This window comes from Aeromonas lusitana (assembly GCF_002812985.1).
Taxonomy (GTDB): Bacteria; Pseudomonadota; Gammaproteobacteria; order Enterobacterales; family Aeromonadaceae; genus Aeromonas; species Aeromonas lusitana.
This window is the reverse complement of the sequence record NZ_PGCP01000038.1, coordinates 46506-62793: the sequence shown is the minus strand read 5'-3', so window position 1 is coordinate 62793 and position 16288 is coordinate 46506. Positions and strand designations below refer to the sequence as shown.

Sequence of the window (16288 nt, the reverse complement as noted above, 5' to 3'; positions counted from 1 at the left end):
TGTATCCCGTGCTCATCACAGCGTGCCGAGCCGACTTCCTGTCCAACCCGATGGGACTTGCGCTCTCGGGTCACTCCATGAACCCACTGTAGCAAGTTGGCAGAATGGCTCAATCCACTCAGAATGTTTTCAAACGAAGATAAATTGCCGGCTCGTATTTAACATATTGAAAGTTATAGCTTCCATAATGAAAGCTGCGGCTCGTTTCAGCCCGGACCAGATTGGGAAATGGAAGATCTCTTACAACAACGCGGGCCATTTATGGTAAATGGTGTTTAAAGCCAAAAATAAACGGGGAACAATCTAGTTCCCCGTTAGTTTCAACAAGATAGCTTTCAGGTGTGATCAGTGCAGACCGGCGACATATTTGGACAGCGCCTCGATATCCTGATCCGTCAGCTTCTTGGCCACGTCCCGCATCATGCCATTGGGGTCATTTTCACGGGCCGCCGTGCGGAAGGCGATCAGTTGCGCCTTGATATAGGCGGGATGCTGTCCAGACAGGTTAGGATACTTGGCCTGTTCAACCCCGGAACCGCGCGGCCCATGGCAGGCGGTGCAGGCAGCCAGACCGCGGCTCATGTCGCCACCCATGTAGAGCGCCTTGCCGGCGGCAACGACCTCATCGGGGACCGCGATCGGGGTGACTTTCTGGCTGGAGAAATAGGCGGCCAGATCGTCCATGTCCTGATCGGACAGGGGCAGAGCCATGGGTCCCATGATGGGTGCGACTCGACCGGTTTGGCCAGAAGCTGCAGCCTTCAGTTCAACTAATTGTTTTTTGATATATGATGCGTGCTGACCAGCAATCTTGGGATACATGTCGATTGGGCTGTTACCGTCCGGTCCATGACAAGCCGCACACACGGCAGCCTTGGTTTGTCCCGCAGCGGCATCGCCCTTGGCTTGTGCCATCCCAGTTACGCCAACCATCAAAGCAAGTGTAATGACTAGGTTCTTCATGGCGTTCCAACTTTCTCGTTATTAGACTTCCAGATCCCATGCCGCCGAAGGCATGTTAAAATAAACGCGTTTAAGCGACGCCATTTTACACGATTTCACAAAAAAGTAACTCTATAACCCTCTATCTCTATGGGGAATTTACGTTGGATACACAAACTCTGAATTTCAATAAGGTGCATTTTGTGACCAGCGCACCCGACATCCGCCACCTGCCAAATGATGGGGGTGTCGAGATTGCGTTTGCCGGTCGTTCCAACGCCGGTAAGTCATCTGCATTGAATACCTTAACCAAGCACAAGAACCTGGCACGGACCAGTAAGACCCCGGGTCGTACTCAGCTGATCAACCTGTTCGAGCTGGAGCCGGGCAAGCGTCTGGTGGATCTGCCGGGCTACGGTTATGCCCAGGTCCCGCTGGAAATGAAGCTCAAGTGGCAAAAGTCACTGGCAGAATATCTGCAGCGCCGTGAGTCCTTGAAAGGTCTGGTGATCCTGATGGACATCCGCCATCCGCTCAAAGAGACCGACATGAACATGCTGGAGTGGAGCGCGCACCGCGAGCTGCCGGTCATGCTGCTGTTGACCAAGGCCGACAAGCTGAGCCCGGGCCCGCGCAACAACCAGGTGATCAAGGTACGCCAGGCCGTGGCCGAGCTGGGTCCGCAGATCCAGGTGGAAGCCTTCTCCTCCCTCAACAATATCGGCGTCGAGAAACTGGCTCAAACCCTGACCGGCTGGTACCAGTCCAATATCGACACCCTTCCTGTACTCGACACTGACGAAGAGAACCAAGCCGAGGAGTGAGGCACTCCTCTCCTTGCTGCAATGAGCGGAGTTGGCCCTCCGCTGATTGGAGCACTTTCAATTCCCCTCCCCGCACAAGCCCATCTCCGCCGCCCACAACAAGTCACCACCTCAGTCATAAAGCCCTCTAAATCAGATTGATATCCACTTTAGATGCTTGATGAATTAACTTTTGCTCACTCTGACACCGTTTTCATCATTTCGGTGAGAGAGATCAGAATCAGGGCGATTTAAGAACATTTTTGAAAGTTTATTACGGAAATAACAGAAGGCGGGACAAAAATGAGGCCAGTACGCGATCTGCGAACCGGCCTGAAGCAATGAGTTCAAAAAATTGGGAAAAAGCTAATTCTCGAGAACAAAGACGATTGGTTTTCCTCAAGAAACACCCTCATTCTAACAAAAACGCGATCACATTAAAGCATTTACTCTAAACGAAACGCATAAAAAAACGCCCCGACGATGACTCATCGGGGCTGCTATTCAGCCACATTCAATTACGTGAAATAAAAGGTCTGAAAGATAGAACATCTTACCTCTGTACCCTACGCAGACAACTGTACAGCAAAGCAGCAAAAAGTGAAAGTAATTTATGTAATTTAGTTTCACGAAAAATGGATTACGTAAATTACTTTATTTTTCATATAGATAAAAAAATCCCCAGTACGAAGACCGGGGAGTTATAAAGGTGACTAGCTAGCACTTCCTCAACTATCTAGTTAGTCAGCACGATTTAGCACAAGTTCCGTCGCATTAGAAAAAAACTTATAAGATTTGTGTGATAACACCGGGATTGAATCTAACTTGTTGTAACTAATGGATTTAATGTGAATGTCATCACACAAGAAAAAACCTGACAGCGACATCCCCCGCATAAGGAACAGAGGTTGAGGCTGGCTCGGCCAAAGTCATCGCTCCGGGAGGAGGGATGTCAGCATCATTTTTACCGAGAGGAGACGCCTGGCCTCGCCAGAATGGCTAGGAAGGGCCGGAGCAGGCTCTCGCCCTTTCTCCGGCAAAACCGCTAGTTCAAGAGAGAGGAAACGGGATCACAGGATCCCCAGGTTCCGCTTCAGCTCTCGCAGCACCTGCTTGGTGCCAGGGCGAATGCCGCGCCATACGGTGAAGGCCTCCGCCGCCTGCTCCACCAGCATGCCGAGCCCATCCATGGTCTGCCGGGCTCCCTGCTGCTTTGCCCACAGGATGAAGGGGGTATCCGCCGCACCGTACATCATGTCGTAGATGGCGATATCGACGTGGATCAGGGTTGGCGCCAGGGGAGGCAGATCCCCCTGCAGGCTGGCGGAGGTGGAGTTGATGATGAGATCGAACGGCCCTTGCAACGCCTCATAGCCTTGCGCCCGCACGGGGCCGAGATCCTGAAACTCGGAGGCCAGTTGCCCGGCCTTGGCCTGAGTGCGGTTGGCAATCACCAGCTCGCTCGGCCTCTCGGCCAGCAGAGGTGCCAGACAGCCCCTTGCGGCACCGCCAGCTCCGAGCAGCAGGATGCGGCCGCCCGTCAGCGTGACTCCATGGGCCTTGAGATCGGCCACCAGGCCGGCGCCATCGGTATTGTCGCCGAGCAGCACGCCGTCGTCGGTCAGCTTGATGGTATTGACCGCACCTGCCCGCTTGGCCCTTGGGCTAAGTCGATCGACGAGGGCGAAGGCCTGCTCCTTGAAGGGCACTGTCACGTTGCACCCCTTGCCCCCTTCGGCGAAGAAGGTCTGTAGCGCCTCGGCGAACCCATCGGCGGCGGGCTCTGCCAGGCCATATTCCAGCGCCTGCTGGGTCTGTCTGGCAAACAGGGTGTGAATGAAGGGGGATTTGCTGTGGCGCACCGGGTGGCCAAAAACCAGATAACGATCCATCGAAGGGTTCCATCAGAAGGCAATCATCCGATTTAACGGGTTTTCCTCCCGGGGAACAAGCCGAAAATCCGCAACAAGAAGGGGCCGACGAGGGCCCCTTTGCCTCACAACCAGTCTCTGGGGGTGAGGTAATCGCGGTAGAGGGATGACTCCGGGCTGCCCGGCTCGGGTTGCCAGTCATATTCCCAGCGTGCCAGCGGAGGCATGGACATCAGGATGGATTCGGTGCGCCCGCCGGTCTGCAAGCCGAACAAGGTGCCCCTGTCGTAGACCAGGTTGAACTCCACATAGCGACCGCGGCGATAGAGCTGGAACGCCCGCTCCCTCTCACCATAGGGCAGCGCCTTGCGACGCGCGATGATGGGTAAATACGCATCCAGGTAGCCATTGCCGACCGCCTGCATAAAGGCGAAGCACTCCTCGAACGGCCAGCGATTCAGATCGTCGAAGAAGAGACCGCCGACGCCGCGGGTCTCGTTCCTGTGCTTCAAGAAGAAGTAGCGATCGCACCAAGCCTTGAACTCGGGATAGATCTTCTGGCCAAACGGTTGGCATAGCGCGTGGGACACTGTATGCCAGTGCTGCACATCCTCGGCGAACGGATAGAAAGGTGTCAGATCGAAGCCGCCCCCAAACCACCAGATGGGATCTTCTCCCTCTTTTTCGGCGATGAAGAAGCGAACGTTGGCGTGGCTGGTCGGCACATAGGGATTGTGGGGGTGGATCACCAAGGAGACCCCCATGGCCTCGAACGTGCGCCCCGCCAGCTCAGGGCGATGGGCAGTCGCCGAGGCGGGCATAGCATCGCCATACACATGGGAGAAGTTGACCCCTCCCTGCTCGATCACGGCCCCCTGGCGCAGCACCCGGGTGCGGCCACCACCGCCGCCGTCACGGGTCCAGGCATCTTCCACGAAGCACCCTTCCCCATCCGCCTGCTCCAGCGCATGGCAGATGTCGTCCTGCAACTGCAGCAGGAAGGCCTTGATCCGGGTCACGTCCGGTTTGCTCATCTCGTCTCCAGTCAGGCCGGGTTCATGCCCTGCCCGTTTTATTATGGTGCCATGGCCAGGGCCATGGGCCGTCATTGACGGGAATATGCCCCTCAGGAGGGGCGTATGATGGCGCCAGTTCTGGCGTCCTTGATCTCGGACGGGTTCGCCTGTCCCCCGACCTCACCCGGCAGGATATACGCCAGCATCCGGGCCAGTTGGACCCCTATCTCGGTTGTGCTGCGAGCCGGCTCTTCACCAGTCAGGTTGGCACTGGTGGAGACCAGCGGCTTGCCGTAGGCACGGCACAGGGCCTGCACCTGGGGATGACCGCTCACTCGCACCGCCAGGGTATCGAAACGCCCCGTCAGCCAGGTCGGCGTGGTGGCCCGCGCCGGCATGATCCAGGTGAAGGGACCCGGCCAGCTCGCTTGCACCCGCGCCAGCTGCTCGGCGCTGAGCTGATCCAGATCGATGTAGTCCTGCAGCTGCGCGATGTCGGCGGCGATCAGGATCAAGCCCTTCTCCACCGGTCGCTGCTTGATGGTCAGCAGGCGCTGTACCGCCGCTTCCGAGTCGGGATCGCAACCCAGGCCAAACACGGCCTCGGTCGCATAGGCGATCACCCCATCCGCACGGAGGGCGGCAACCGCTTGTTCAAATTCGTTTGGCATAGAAAATGTGGCAGACAGGCTGCGACCTCGTCACTGGTTTAGGCGGGTTCATCAAAACCGTCGTCCGGGCTCTGCCCCATGGGACAGCCCGACGCCAGCCGGGAGCGGATTCCCCCGAGATGTTTCAATTTGGTTACGGCGGCCGGATTATACCTGCTCACTCTGATGGCCGCATTTCTTTTGCGGACAGATCCAGCTCAGATGTCCCCTGACCTTCTTCTCCACCATGATGCCCCAGCCACATTGCGGGCAAGGCATGGGGATCGGCTTGTCATTCACCACATATTTACACTGGGGGTAACCCTCGCAGGAGTAAAACTGCTTCCCATAGCGGGAGGTGCGGCTCACCAGATGGTTCTTGCCACACGCGGGGCAGAGGATCTGGGTGTCATCGCTCTCCTGCAGGGATTCGATGTGCTGACAGGCCGGGTATTGGGTACAGCCGACGAACAGACCGTAGCGCCCCTTCTTGATAGCCAACGGCTGGCCGCAATCCGGGCAGGCCGATCCTTCCAACACTTTTTCGATGTCGCGGCCGGAGGGGGTGAGGGAGCGGATATAGTCGCAGGCGGGGTAGGCGGAGCAGCCGAGGAAGGGGCCATGCTTGCCCTGACGGATCACCAGCTCGGCGCCACACTGCGGGCAGGGCTCTCGCTCGAACGCAGGCTCGTGGGCAGAAAACAGGTGATGATCGATCTTTGACATGGGCCGCGCCTTGAAATCCAGATGGTCTGAATTCTACCAGCGCGGCGCCGGGCTGTCAGTGGATGACGCCGTCTGACTCATCAAACACCAGCTCTTCCATCTGCTGGTAGGCATTTTCACTGCCTGGTACGTTAAACAGCACCATCATGACTACCCATTTGAGGTCATCCAGCTCGATATCCGGTTTGTCCAGTTCGAGCAGGCGCTCGATACAGATCTCGCGGGTCTCGGCGTTCAGCACCTGGGCCTGTTCCAGGAACAGCAGGAAGCCACGACATTCGGTACTCAGGCGTGCCAACTCTTGCGGGGCATAGATCCGCATCGAGCCTTGCGCGCTGGCGGTGACATACACCTCCCGCTCGCTGTCGTGCAGATTGGCCAGCCGCTCCAGCCAGTTGAGCGCCTTCTCGATCTCGTCCGGGTTGAAACCGGCCCGGCTCAGTTCGTCGGTGAGTTCATCCTGCTCGACCATCACATCTGCATCGCTGTGGATGTAGGTCTCGAAAAGGTACATCAATACATCAAACATGATTCGCCCTCCTCGTTCTGACGTATCCACCGGCTACCGCCATCACTGCACCGGCCAGCTCCAGCTCTACCAACCTGCCGAGAACCTGCTCGACAGGAAGCCGGGACCGTTCGGCAACGGTATCCACGCTCGTGGCTTCATAATCTACGTTATCCAACAAATCGGCATAAGGCAATTCGCTATTATGCGAAGGCTCGGGAGAGTGATGCACGGGCCGCGGCAGGGATGCCAACACAGGCAGTTCCTCCATCACATCCGCTGCGGTCAAGACCAGCTTGGCCCCCTGTTGCAGCAGTCGATTGCAGCCCGCGGCCTGGGCATTTTGCGGGGCACCGGGCACGGCAAACACCTCGCGGCCCTGCTCCAGTGCGTAACGGGCCGTGATGAGGGAGCCGCTCTGTTCGGCAGCCTCCACCACCAGGGTACCGAGCGACAGGCCGCTGATGATGCGATTGCGACGGGGGAAGTGTTCGGCCAGGGGTCCCTTGTCCGGCGTCAGCTCGGAGATAAGCAGACCACCACAGTCCAGGATCTGGTCGGCCAGGCCCTGATGACGCTTGGGGTAGAGACCGTCGAGCCCGGAACCCAGCACAGCCAGGGTCACGCCGCCCGCCGCCAACGCCTGCTGGTGACAGACCCCGTCGATACCGAGCGCCAGCCCGGAGGTGATCGCCAGCCCATGGGCCACCAACTCGCCACACAGGCGCGCCGCGTTGTCCTTGCCGGTATAGGTGGGATGGCGCGTGCCCACCATGGCCAGTTGCGGCAGCGCAAGGGCAGCGAGTGAGCCACGGCAATAGAGCAGCAAGGGGGCGGCGGGGATCTCTCGTAACAAGGTGGGATAAGACGGTGAATCCAGACTGATGAGATGATGATCCGGCCTGGCAGCCCAGTTCATCCCTCGTTCCACATCGGCTCCCGGCCGTCTGAGTTGCCGGATCTGGGCCTCAGCGAGACCCATCTTGCGCAACTGGCCGTCGTCACAGGCAAACAGGGCAGCGATGTCACCCCCGACCTGGGCCAGCAGACGCGAGGCGGTGACCGGACCTATGCCGTCCACCGCATCCAGGGTCAGCCAGAGTGCGAGTCGTTCCAGTGGCGGCGACACGTCAGAAGTTACTGACCTGATAACCCGAACCGACCGGCTCCCGACTCTGTAGGATGAGGCCGTAGCTCAGCTTGTCGTACACCTTGAACAGCATGACCCTGGCGACCGCCTCGCTCGGCAGGGTCGACTTGCCGGCGGAATAGAAGGCCTTGTCATAGACGGAGGCATACTCGCGATACGACACCTTGCCATTTCGGTCCACCAGCTCGGCGCCGGGGCGCTGGATATCCAGCACGTCGCCGGGGGAGACCAGATCCCGCAACCCCTTGTTGATGAGAACCACGTCAAACTTGCCGCCCCCACGGGCCTTGCTCGGCAACTCGACCACATAGCCAGGGCTGATGACAGGCGCTGCCTTGGGCATGAAGACAGCGGAGAGGCTCTCCTGCGCGGGCAAGGGGATGACCTTGTCCCCCTGATACACCTCACGCCGATTGTGGGTCAGCGTGACCCGGGTGCGGTTGTTGGCCAGTCGCTCCTCCGCCCGCACGGTGCCGACGAAGACCGCCTCCTGACCGAGCAGCTCCCCGGTTTTCTTGTCCTTGTAAATGACGCCAGGGTGATAGACACCGTAGTCCTGGCCCGGGGTCAATGAGCCGTGCACATCCTGCACATAGAGGGTGTCCCCTTCCAGCATGCCCACATGGCGCTCGTTGTTGCCGAGCACATAGGGCATCCCCTTGGCCTGCTGGCTGTCGGCCAGGATGTGATCCGTCTGCAGGAAGGGACCTATCTCGCTGAGCGGCAGGGTCGGTACCGGATTGGCCTTGTTCTCATAGCGATTCTTGGGGGACAGGTGAATGACCTGCTTGCCTCCCTGGCTGGCCTTGCCGAGGCGCGGCTCACCGTTGACCCAGCTCAGTTGCAGCACGTCGCCGGGATAAATCCAGTGCGGATTGGCAATCTGGGGATTGATGTTCCAGAGCCGTGGCCAGAGCCAGGGCTCGGCCAGGAACTGGCCCGAGATGTCCCAGAGGGTGTCTCCCTTCTGGACGACATAGTTGTCGGGATGACCGGCTTTCAACGTCAGCGGCGCCGCCAGGGCACCGCCAGCCAGAGTGACCGCCAGGCAGGCGAAGATGGTTTGCTTCAGATACATAACACTCCCTGTTATTTCTGCTCGCAAAGTGTTGCTGTTTTTTGTCGGCGTAAATGACTAGAATTACGTCAATATTGACTGCATTTATACGAAACTAAAGAAAAAACTATGGCCATTCTAGATGTATTGCGTTTCCCCGATGAACGTCTGCGTACTATCGCAGCCCCTGTCGAGACCATTACACCCGAGTTACAACAGATTGTAGATGATATGTTCGAAACCATGTACGCGGAGGAAGGCATAGGCCTGGCCGCGACTCAGGTCGACATCCATCAGCGCATCATAGTGATCGACGTCTCCGAAAACCGGGAAGAGCAGCTGGTGCTGATCAACCCGGAGATCCTGGAGCAATCCGGCAGCACTGGTATCGAAGAGGGTTGCCTCTCCGTCCCCGGCAGCCGCGCCCTGGTGCCCCGCGCCGAGTGGGTCAAGGTACGCGCGCAGGATCGCAACGGCCAGACCTTCGAGCTGGAAGCAGACGATCTGCTCGCTATCTGCATTCAGCATGAGATGGATCATCTGGTCGGCAAGCTGTTCGTGGATTACTTGTCCCCGCTCAAGCGCCAGCGCATTCGTCAGAAGCTGGAAAAGATGGCCCGTGAAGATCGCAAAGTCCTCTGAGGATCCGCCCCATTGAATAAGCTGAAACTGATTTTTGCCGGTACCCCCGACTTCGCCGCCCGTCACCTGGCGGCGTTGTTGTCTTCCGACCACGAGGTCGTCGCCGTTTACACTCAGCCCGACAAGCCGGCGGGCCGTGGCCAGAAGCTCACCGCCAGCCCGGTCAAGGAGTTGGCTCTCGCCCACGAGCTGCCTGTCTACCAGCCCGCCTCCCTGCGCAGCGAAGAGGCCCAGGCCGAGTTGGCGGCTTTGGGTGCCGATCTCATGGTGGTGGTGGCCTATGGCCTGATCCTGCCGAAAGTCGTGCTCGATACCCCGCGCCTCGGCTGCATCAACGTACACGGCTCCCTGCTGCCGCGCTGGCGCGGTGCCGCCCCCATCCAACGCTCCATCTGGGCGGGGGATAGCGAAACCGGCGTGACCATCATGCAGATGGACGTGGGGCTGGATACGGGCGCCATGATCCGCAAGGTCACTTGCCCCATCGCCAGCGATGAGACCTCCACCAGCCTGTATGACAAGCTGGCCGAGCTGGGTCCCCAGGCGCTGGTCGATACCCTGAACGCCATGGCCGCCGGTGAAGCAAGTGCGCAAGAGCAGGATGATGCCCTGGCGAACTACGCCCAGAAGCTCTCCAAGGAGGAGGCCCGCATCGACTGGTCCATGGATGCCGTCGCCATCGAGCGCTGCATCCGCGCCTTCAATCCCTGGCCCATCAGTTGGTTCGAAGTGGCCGAGCAGACCATCAAGGTGTGGCAGGCCGAGGTCATAGATCAGGATCAGGCTCAGCCGGCCGGCACCCTGCTCAAGGCTGACAAGCAGGGGATCGACGTCGCCACCGGCAAGGGCGTGCTGCGCCTGCTGGCCCTGCAACCGCCCGGCAAGAAGGCCATGTCCGCATCGGATCTGCTCAACTCTCGCCGCGACTGGTTTGTACCCGGCACGCAATTGAAATGAACCAAGCGGGGCCCGGGCCCCGACTTGCGCATCTAAGGTAACATTATGAAAACACGTGCACAGGCCGCTCTCGTTATTCAACAGGTGCTGGATCAGGGTCAATCCCTCTCTGCCGTTCTGCCTGCTGCCCAGGAGAAGGTAGCGCCTCGCGATCGCGCCCTCCTGCAAGAACTCTGCTACGGCACCCTGCGCTGGATGCCCCGCCTCGACGCTGCGGTGGGTGAGATGATGGACAAGCCGCTCAAGAACAAGAGCCGCATCTTCCACTATCTGATCCTGGTCGGTCTCTATCAGCTCATCTACACCCGCATTCCGGCTCACGCCGCGGTGGCCGAGACCGTCAACGCCGTCAAACTGCTCAAGGGCACCTCCTTGCGCGGCCTCATCAACGGCGTGCTGCGCAACTTCCAGCGCAGCGCCGAAGTCATACTGCTGCGCATCGATCGCGTTCCCAGCATCCGCCTCGGCCACCCCGAATGGCTCACCAAGCGCCTGCGCCAGGCCTATCCCGATGACTGGGAGTTCATCATGGAGGCCAACAACCAGCGCCCCCCCATGTGGATCCGCAACAACAGCCAGCGCCAGAGCCGCGAGCAGATGCTGGCGCGCATGGCCGAGGTTGGCATCAACGCGGTCGCCGGCGAAGAAGGGGACGACTGCATCCTGCTGGAACGTCCCTGCGACGTGACCAAGCTACCCGGCTTCGAAGTCGGTGACTGCTCGGTGCAGGACGGCGCCGCCCAACAGGCCGCCCGCCTGCTCGACCCGCAAGCCGGAGACTGGGTGCTGGATGCCTGCGCCGCCCCCGGTGGCAAGACGGCCCACCTGCTGGAACGCCAGCCTGGGCTCGCCGGTGTGGTCGCCGTCGATGCCGACGAACACCGCCTCACCCGGGTGCTGGAGAACCTGGATCGCATCGGCCTGAAAGCCCAGGTGATCCACGGGGATGCCAGCACCCCGGATCTGTGGTGGCCAGAGGGTCAGTTCGATCGCATCCTGCTGGACGCCCCCTGCTCCGCCACCGGCGTCATCCGTCGCCACCCTGACATCAAATGGCTTCGCCGGGATCAGGACATTCGCGAACTGGCCGAGCTGCAGCGCCGCATCCTCAATGCGCTCTGGGCCAAGCTCAAGAGCGGCGGCACCCTGCTCTACGCCACCTGTTCCGTGCTGCCGGAGGAGAACCGGGATCAGATCCGTGCCTTCCTGGCCGACACCCCGGATGCCCGCCTGGTGCCCCTGCACGAGCAGGACACCCCGGCCAATCCGGGTCGCCAGTTCCTGCCCGGCGAGGCGGAGATGGACGGTTTCTATTACGCCAAGCTGATCAAGCAGTAAGCGGCAGATGAGGGGTCGGGGCGCCGCATCGGGCGCCCCCGTTTCGAACCAACCTTGAGCAAGATTTCTCTATGAAAATCATCATTCTTGGCGCAGGTCAGGTCGGCGGCACCCTGGCGGAGAACCTCGCCGGCGAGAACAACGACATCACCATAGTCGACACCGACAGCGATCGGCTGCGCGAGCTGCAGGACAAGTTCGACCTGCGGGTGGTGAACGGCCACGGCGCCCACCCCAGGGTGCTGCGCGAAGCGGGCGCCCAGGATGCGGACATGCTGGTCGCGGTCACCAACAGCGACGAGACCAACATGATCGCCTGTCAGGTGGCTTACTCATTGTTCAACACCCCGAACAAGGTGGCGCGCATTCGCTCCCCCGCCTATCTGGTGGAGCGGGATCGCCTGTTCCTGCCGGAATCCGTGCCGGTGGATCACCTGATCGCCCCCGAACAGCTGGTGACCGACTATGTGCGTCGCCTCATCGAGTATCCGGGCGCCCTGCAGGTGGTGGATTTCGCCGGTGGCAAGGTGGGTCTGGTGGCGGTCAAGGCCTACTACGGCGGCCCTCTGGTGGGCAATGCGTTGTCCACCTTGCGGGATCACATGCCCAACATCGAGACCCGGGTCGCCGCTATCTTCCGCCAGGGCCGCTCCATCCGCCCGCAAGGCACCACCATCATAGAGGCGGATGACGAGGTGTTCTTCGTCGCCGCCGCTGGCCACATCCGTGCCGTGATGTCGGAGCTGCAGCGCCTCGAGAGCCCCTATCGCCGCATCATGATCGTCGGGGGCGGCAACATAGGGGCCGGCCTCGCCCGTCAGCTGGAGAAGCGTTACAGCGTCAAGCTTATCGAGCGCAACCAGAAGCGGGCGGAGCAGCTCTCCGAGGTGCTGGAGAACACCATCGTCTTCTGCGGCGACGCGGCGGATCAGGAGCTCTTGGCAGAGGAACACATCGATCAGATCGACGTCTTCATCGCGGTGACCAACGAGGACGAGGCCAACATCATGTCGGCCCTGCTCGCCAAGAAGATGGGCGCCAAGAAGACCATGGTGCTGATCCAGCGCGGTGCCTACGTGGATCTGGTGCAGGGCGGCTCCATCGACATCGCCATCTCGCCGCAGCAAGCCACCATCTCGGCCCTGCTGACCCATGTGCGCCGTGCCGACATCGCCAACGTCTACAGCCTGCGCCGTGGCGCGGCCGAGGCCATCGAGGCCATCGCCCACGGGGACGAGAACACCTCCAAGGTGGTCGGCAAGACTGTGGGTGAGCTCAAGCTGCCGCCGGGCACCACCATAGGCGCAGTGGTACGCGGTGACGAGGTGCTGATCGCCCACGACCGGACCCAGATCCAGCAGGACGACCACGTGGTCATGTTCCTGGTGGACAAGAAGTACATCCCGGAAGTGGAGCGCCTGTTCCAACCAAGTCCTTTCTTCCTCTAACCTGCCATGCGACAGGCGACAACAACCAGACCCGGACCGTTTTGCAGAGAAACGTCCGGGTCTTTTGTTAATCAACGACCAGGTTATCCTGCATGATCAAGCTGCGCCCCATCGTCTTCACCCTCGGCCTGGTGCTCTCCAAGCTGGCCCTCTTCATGTGGCTGCCCACCCTGCTGGCCCTGTTCAGCGGCTCAGAGGGCTTCGTCGAGTTTCTCAAGTCCGTGCTCATCACCCACGGCGCCGCCCTGCTCTGTCTGCACTATGGCCGCAAGGCAGAGTTTCACCTCGGGGTGCGGGAGATGTTCCTGCTCACCACCTCGGTCTGGGTGGTGGCCTGCATCTTCGGCGCCCTGCCCTTCGTCTTCATCACCCACATCAACTTCACCGACGCCTATTTCGAGACCATGTCCGGGGTCACCACCACGGGTTCCACCGTGCTGTCCGGCCTCGATGGCATGGCCCACAGCATACTGCTGTGGCGCTCCATCCTGCAGTGGCTCGGCGGGGTGGGGTTCATCGTGATGGCGGTGGCGGTGCTGCCCTACCTCAACGTGGGCGGCATGAAGCTGTTCCAGACCGAGAGCTCGGATTGGTCTGACAAGAGCGCGCCACGGGCCAAGACGGTGGCCAACAACATAGTGCAGGTCTATCTGGTGCTCTCCATGCTCTGCTTCCTCGCCTACTGGGTGAGCGGCATGACCCTGTTCGAGGCGGTCAACCACGCCATGACGACCCTCAGCACGGGCGGCTACTCCACCTCGGATCAGTCCATGTCCCACTTCTCCCACGAGGCGCACTGGGTCGGCACCCTGTTCATGTTCCTCGGCGGATTGCCGTTCCTGCTCTATGTGCAGGCCCTGTCGCGCCGTGACAACAGCCTGCTGCGGGACGCCCAGGTACAGGGCTTCTTCTGGTTGGTGGTCTGGGTGACGGTCGTGGTCACCTTCTATCTCTGGGTGCGGGACATCTACGGCTTTATGGATGCCCTGCGCATCAGCTGCTTCAACATAGTCTCGGTGCTGACCACCACGGGCTTTGGCCTGGGTGACTTCGGCGCCTGGGGGCCGCTCACCAGCATCATCTTCATCATACTGCTGGCCCTCGGCGCCTGCTCCGGCTCCACCGCTGGCGGGCTCAAGATCTTCCGGGTGCAGGTGGCTTTCTCCCTGTTCAAGAAGCAGATGCGCCAGCTGATGCACCCCTCCGCCGTCTTCCCGCAGAAGTACAACGGCCGGCCGGTGAACGACGCCATCATCCGCTCCCTCATCTCCTTCGTGTTGGCCTACTTCGCCGTCATCCTGTTCATCGCCGCCCTGCTTGCCGCCATCGGGCTGGATCCCCTGACTGCCATCTCCGGCTCCATCACGGCGGTGGCGAACGTGGGCCCGGGCATGGGCCCGGTCATAGGCCCCAGCACCAACTTCGCCGTGCTGCCGGAGTCGGCCAAGTGGATACTCTCCTTTGGCATGCTGCTGGGCCGCCTCGAGATCCTGACGGTGGCGGTGATCTTCTTCCCCTCGTTCTGGAAGCAGTGACACGGCGGGGCAGTCGGCCAATAACAAGAAGGGCAGCCCATGGGCTGCCCTTCTTCATGATGTGAGTTGCGCGGCGCTACTCGGCGGAGTCTTCCCGCTCCAGCGCCCGGTTGACCAGTGGCTCCGGCAGTGACTTGGTTACCTCCACCCCCAGCTCGCGGAAGCGTTCGGCCTGGGCGATCAGGTTGCCACGGCCGTTGACCAGCCGCCCCATCGCCTTGTCGTAGCTCTCCTGTGCCTTGTGCAGGCTGCCCCCCATCTGCTGCATCTCCTCCACGAATAGCCGCAGCTTCTCGTAGAGGCGACCAGCCCGCTCCGCTATCTGGCGCGAATTCTGGTTCTGGCGCTCGTAGCGCCACAGGTTCTCTATGGTGCGCAGGGCCACCATCAGGTTGGTGGGACTGACCAGCAGTATGTTGTGATCCAGCCCGTAGCGCACCAGGGAGGGATCCGCCTCCACCGCGGTCAGAAACGCGGGCTCCACCGCCACGAACATCAGCACATAGTCCAGGGTGCGCACCCCGGGCAGCTGCTGGTAATCCTTGCGGCCCAGCTCGCGGATGTGGTTGCGCACCGAGGCGACGTGCTCTTTCAATGCCACCGCCCTGGCCAGCTCGTCATCGCTGTTGTACCAGCGCTCGTAGGCGGTCAGCGACACCTTGGCATCTATGATGATGTCTTTGTCCTGGGGCAGGTGGACGATCACGTCCGGCTGGTAGCGCTTGTTCTTCTCCACCTCGATATTGACCTGGTTGTGGTACTCGTGGCCCTCCCGCAGGCCGCACTCGGAGAGGATCCGGGCCAGCACCACCTCCCCCCAGTTGCCCTGCTGCTTGCTGTCCCCTTTGAGGGCGCGGGTCAGGGCCGCCGCCTCTTCGGTCATGCGGGCATTGAGCTCGGCGAGGCGCTCCAGTTCGAATTTCAGGCTGTGGCGCTGGGCCGTCTCCTGGGCATGAGTCTCCCCCACCTGGCGACGGAACCCCTCCAGCTGCTCTTTTAGCGGCGTTAGCAGCAGATCCAGGCTGTTCTGGTTCAGTTCGCGGAAGTTGCCGGAGTTTTGCTCGAAGATGCGATTGGCGAGGTTCTCGAACTGCTGGCTGAGGCGAGCCTCTGCCTGCTGCTGCAGTTGCAGCTTCTCGGCACTGGCCAGACGCTCGCTGCGCAGGGTGGCCTCGGCGTCCTTGAGGCGAGCGGTGAGCTTGAGCAGCAGGGTCTGCTGCTGCTCCAGCTTCTGCTGGCCCAGCATCTTCTCGTCCTGCAACTCGTCAAACCTGTCCTGCAGCGCCTGATAACGCTCTTCCAGCAGCAGGCTCTGCTCGCGGGCACCGCGGCGCCCCACCAGCCAGCCGAGCCCGAGGGCGAGTAGCCCCGCCAGCAGCGCAGGCAGCCAGGCCGTCAGGCTGATCACCTGCGGCCTCGCTGGCGCAGGAAGAGTTCCAGGTAACGGTTCAGCAGCAGCCAGAGCAGCACATAGATGAGATAGGCCGCCAACACCACCCACTTGTGGCTGTTGACCCCGGTATCGAGCTCGGCGAATTCAATCTCCTTGATGTGGCAATAGGCCCACATCAGCAAGGGGAAGACATAGAGCAGGGAGGCACGCCAAAGAAATAACCACATGTGTATGTTCAACCACGCAAAAAGA

At 60.6% G+C, this 16288-nt stretch carries 17 protein-coding genes; 6 read left to right on the top strand and 11 right to left on the bottom strand.

Annotated elements, in window-relative coordinates; genetic code table 11:
• Positions 1-345: 345 nt before the first annotated feature.
• Positions 346-963, bottom strand: coding sequence for a c-type cytochrome (locus CUC44_RS18780; RefSeq protein WP_100861392.1), 618 nt, complete (start codon positions 961-963; stop codon positions 346-348).
• A gap of 143 nt (positions 964-1106) precedes the next feature.
• Here CUC44_RS18780 and yihA point away from each other — a divergent pair, with 143 nt between their 5' ends.
• Entirely contained in the window at positions 1107-1766 is a 660-nt protein-coding gene (gene yihA / locus CUC44_RS18775) for a ribosome biogenesis GTP-binding protein YihA/YsxC (RefSeq protein WP_100861391.1), read from the top strand.
• A gap of 483 nt (positions 1767-2249) precedes the next feature.
• Here the strand turns inward: yihA and spfP are convergent, their stop codons facing one another.
• The 8 genes from spfP to CUC44_RS18740 all read right to left on the bottom strand — a co-directional run bounded on the left by spfP (position 2250) and on the right by CUC44_RS18740 (position 8744).
• Positions 2250-2297 carry a small protein SpfP gene (spfP, locus tag CUC44_RS21490; RefSeq protein ID WP_462101308.1) on the bottom strand — a complete coding sequence of 16 codons (48 nt, stop codon included), beginning with the start codon at positions 2295-2297 and terminating at the stop codon, positions 2250-2252.
• A 518-nt stretch (positions 2298-2815) separates the two neighbouring features.
• Positions 2816-3637: a shikimate dehydrogenase gene (gene aroE / locus CUC44_RS18770; protein WP_100861390.1), complete on the bottom strand. Its 822-nt coding sequence runs from the start codon at positions 3635-3637 to the stop codon at positions 2816-2818.
• 104 nt (positions 3638-3741) lie between these two features.
• Complete coding sequence (hemF, locus tag CUC44_RS18765; RefSeq protein ID WP_100861389.1) at positions 3742-4650, bottom strand: oxygen-dependent coproporphyrinogen oxidase; 909 nt, start codon at positions 4648-4650, stop codon at positions 3742-3744.
• 92 nt (positions 4651-4742) lie between these two features.
• Positions 4743-5303 (bottom strand): L-threonylcarbamoyladenylate synthase type 1 TsaC, encoded by a 561-nt coding sequence (gene tsaC / locus CUC44_RS18760; protein WP_100861388.1) that lies wholly within the window; start codon positions 5301-5303, stop codon positions 4743-4745.
• A gap of 147 nt (positions 5304-5450) precedes the next feature.
• Complete coding sequence (locus CUC44_RS18755; RefSeq protein ID WP_100861387.1) at positions 5451-6008, bottom strand: DNA topoisomerase family protein; 558 nt, start codon at positions 6006-6008, stop codon at positions 5451-5453.
• A gap of 55 nt (positions 6009-6063) precedes the next feature.
• The gene (locus tag CUC44_RS18750; protein WP_100861386.1) at positions 6064-6537 is read right to left on the bottom strand and encodes a DUF494 family protein; all 474 of its coding nucleotides are present in this window, start codon (positions 6535-6537) and stop codon (positions 6064-6066) included.
• The gene (gene dprA, locus CUC44_RS18745; RefSeq protein WP_100861385.1) at positions 6530-7645 is read right to left on the bottom strand and encodes a DNA-processing protein DprA; all 1116 of its coding nucleotides are present in this window, start codon (positions 7643-7645) and stop codon (positions 6530-6532) included. The genes CUC44_RS18750 and dprA overlap by 8 nt, the downstream gene beginning before the upstream one ends.
• Before the next feature lies 1 nt (position 7646).
• Positions 7647-8744, bottom strand: a complete 1098-nt coding sequence (locus tag CUC44_RS18740; protein ID WP_100861384.1) for a LysM peptidoglycan-binding domain-containing protein — start codon at positions 8742-8744, stop codon at positions 7647-7649.
• 108 nt (positions 8745-8852) lie between these two features.
• Here CUC44_RS18740 and def point away from each other — a divergent pair, with 108 nt between their 5' ends.
• The 5 genes from def (at position 8853) to CUC44_RS18715 (ending at position 14643) form a co-directional block, all read left to right on the top strand.
• The gene (def, locus tag CUC44_RS18735; protein ID WP_100861383.1) at positions 8853-9365 is read left to right on the top strand and encodes a peptide deformylase; all 513 of its coding nucleotides are present in this window, start codon (positions 8853-8855) and stop codon (positions 9363-9365) included.
• A gap of 12 nt (positions 9366-9377) precedes the next feature.
• A complete protein-coding gene (gene fmt, locus CUC44_RS18730) occupies positions 9378-10322 on the top strand; it encodes a methionyl-tRNA formyltransferase (protein ID WP_100861382.1) in 945 nt (314 codons plus the stop codon).
• A 45-nt stretch (positions 10323-10367) separates the two neighbouring features.
• The gene (gene rsmB, locus CUC44_RS18725) at positions 10368-11660 is read left to right on the top strand and encodes a 16S rRNA (cytosine(967)-C(5))-methyltransferase RsmB (RefSeq protein WP_100861381.1); all 1293 of its coding nucleotides are present in this window, start codon (positions 10368-10370) and stop codon (positions 11658-11660) included.
• 71 nt (positions 11661-11731) lie between these two features.
• Positions 11732-13108, top strand: coding sequence for a Trk system potassium transporter TrkA (trkA, locus tag CUC44_RS18720; RefSeq protein WP_100861380.1), 1377 nt, complete (start codon positions 11732-11734; stop codon positions 13106-13108).
• A gap of 92 nt (positions 13109-13200) precedes the next feature.
• The gene (locus tag CUC44_RS18715) at positions 13201-14643 is read left to right on the top strand and encodes a TrkH family potassium uptake protein (RefSeq protein ID WP_100861379.1); all 1443 of its coding nucleotides are present in this window, start codon (positions 13201-13203) and stop codon (positions 14641-14643) included.
• Positions 14644-14719: 76 nt separating this feature from the next.
• Here CUC44_RS18715 and rmuC read toward each other — a convergent pair whose 3' ends face one another.
• Together rmuC and CUC44_RS18705 are read right to left on the bottom strand one after the other, a co-directional pair.
• Positions 14720-16051 (bottom strand): DNA recombination protein RmuC, encoded by a 1332-nt coding sequence (gene rmuC / locus CUC44_RS18710; RefSeq protein WP_100861378.1) that lies wholly within the window; start codon positions 16049-16051, stop codon positions 14720-14722.
• Positions 16048-16263 carry a hypothetical protein gene (locus CUC44_RS18705; RefSeq protein ID WP_167388953.1) on the bottom strand — a complete coding sequence of 72 codons (216 nt, stop codon included), beginning with the start codon at positions 16261-16263 and terminating at the stop codon, positions 16048-16050. Before CUC44_RS18705 ends, rmuC begins: the two co-directional genes overlap by 4 nt.
• Positions 16264-16288: the final 25 nt, after the last annotated feature.

What these genes read in the sequence shown, in the direction of transcription:
- aroE (WP_100861390.1), bottom strand. Translation starts at nt 3,637, where the DNA reads ATGGATCGTTATCTGGTTTTTGGCCACCCGGTGCGCCACAGCAAATCC.
- hemF (WP_100861389.1), bottom strand. Translation starts at nt 4,650, where the DNA reads ATGAGCAAACCGGACGTGACCCGGATCAAGGCCTTCCTGCTGCAGTTG.
- CUC44_RS18780 (WP_100861392.1), bottom strand. Translation starts at nt 963, where the DNA reads ATGAAGAACCTAGTCATTACACTTGCTTTGATGGTTGGCGTAACTGGG.
- CUC44_RS18705 (WP_167388953.1), bottom strand. Translation starts at nt 16,263, where the DNA reads ATGTGGTTATTTCTTTGGCGTGCCTCCCTGCTCTATGTCTTCCCCTTG.
- CUC44_RS18740 (WP_100861384.1), bottom strand. Translation starts at nt 8,744, where the DNA reads ATGTATCTGAAGCAAACCATCTTCGCCTGCCTGGCGGTCACTCTGGCT.
- trkA (WP_100861380.1), top strand. Translation starts at nt 11,732, where the DNA reads ATGAAAATCATCATTCTTGGCGCAGGTCAGGTCGGCGGCACCCTGGCG.
- def (WP_100861383.1), top strand. Translation starts at nt 8,853, where the DNA reads ATGGCCATTCTAGATGTATTGCGTTTCCCCGATGAACGTCTGCGTACT.
- rsmB (WP_100861381.1), top strand. Translation starts at nt 10,368, where the DNA reads ATGAAAACACGTGCACAGGCCGCTCTCGTTATTCAACAGGTGCTGGAT.
- CUC44_RS18715 (WP_100861379.1), top strand. Translation starts at nt 13,201, where the DNA reads ATGATCAAGCTGCGCCCCATCGTCTTCACCCTCGGCCTGGTGCTCTCC.
- CUC44_RS18755 (WP_100861387.1), bottom strand. Translation starts at nt 6,008, where the DNA reads ATGTCAAAGATCGATCATCACCTGTTTTCTGCCCACGAGCCTGCGTTC.
- CUC44_RS18750 (WP_100861386.1), bottom strand. Translation starts at nt 6,537, where the DNA reads ATGTTTGATGTATTGATGTACCTTTTCGAGACCTACATCCACAGCGAT.
- tsaC (WP_100861388.1), bottom strand. Translation starts at nt 5,303, where the DNA reads ATGCCAAACGAATTTGAACAAGCGGTTGCCGCCCTCCGTGCGGATGGG.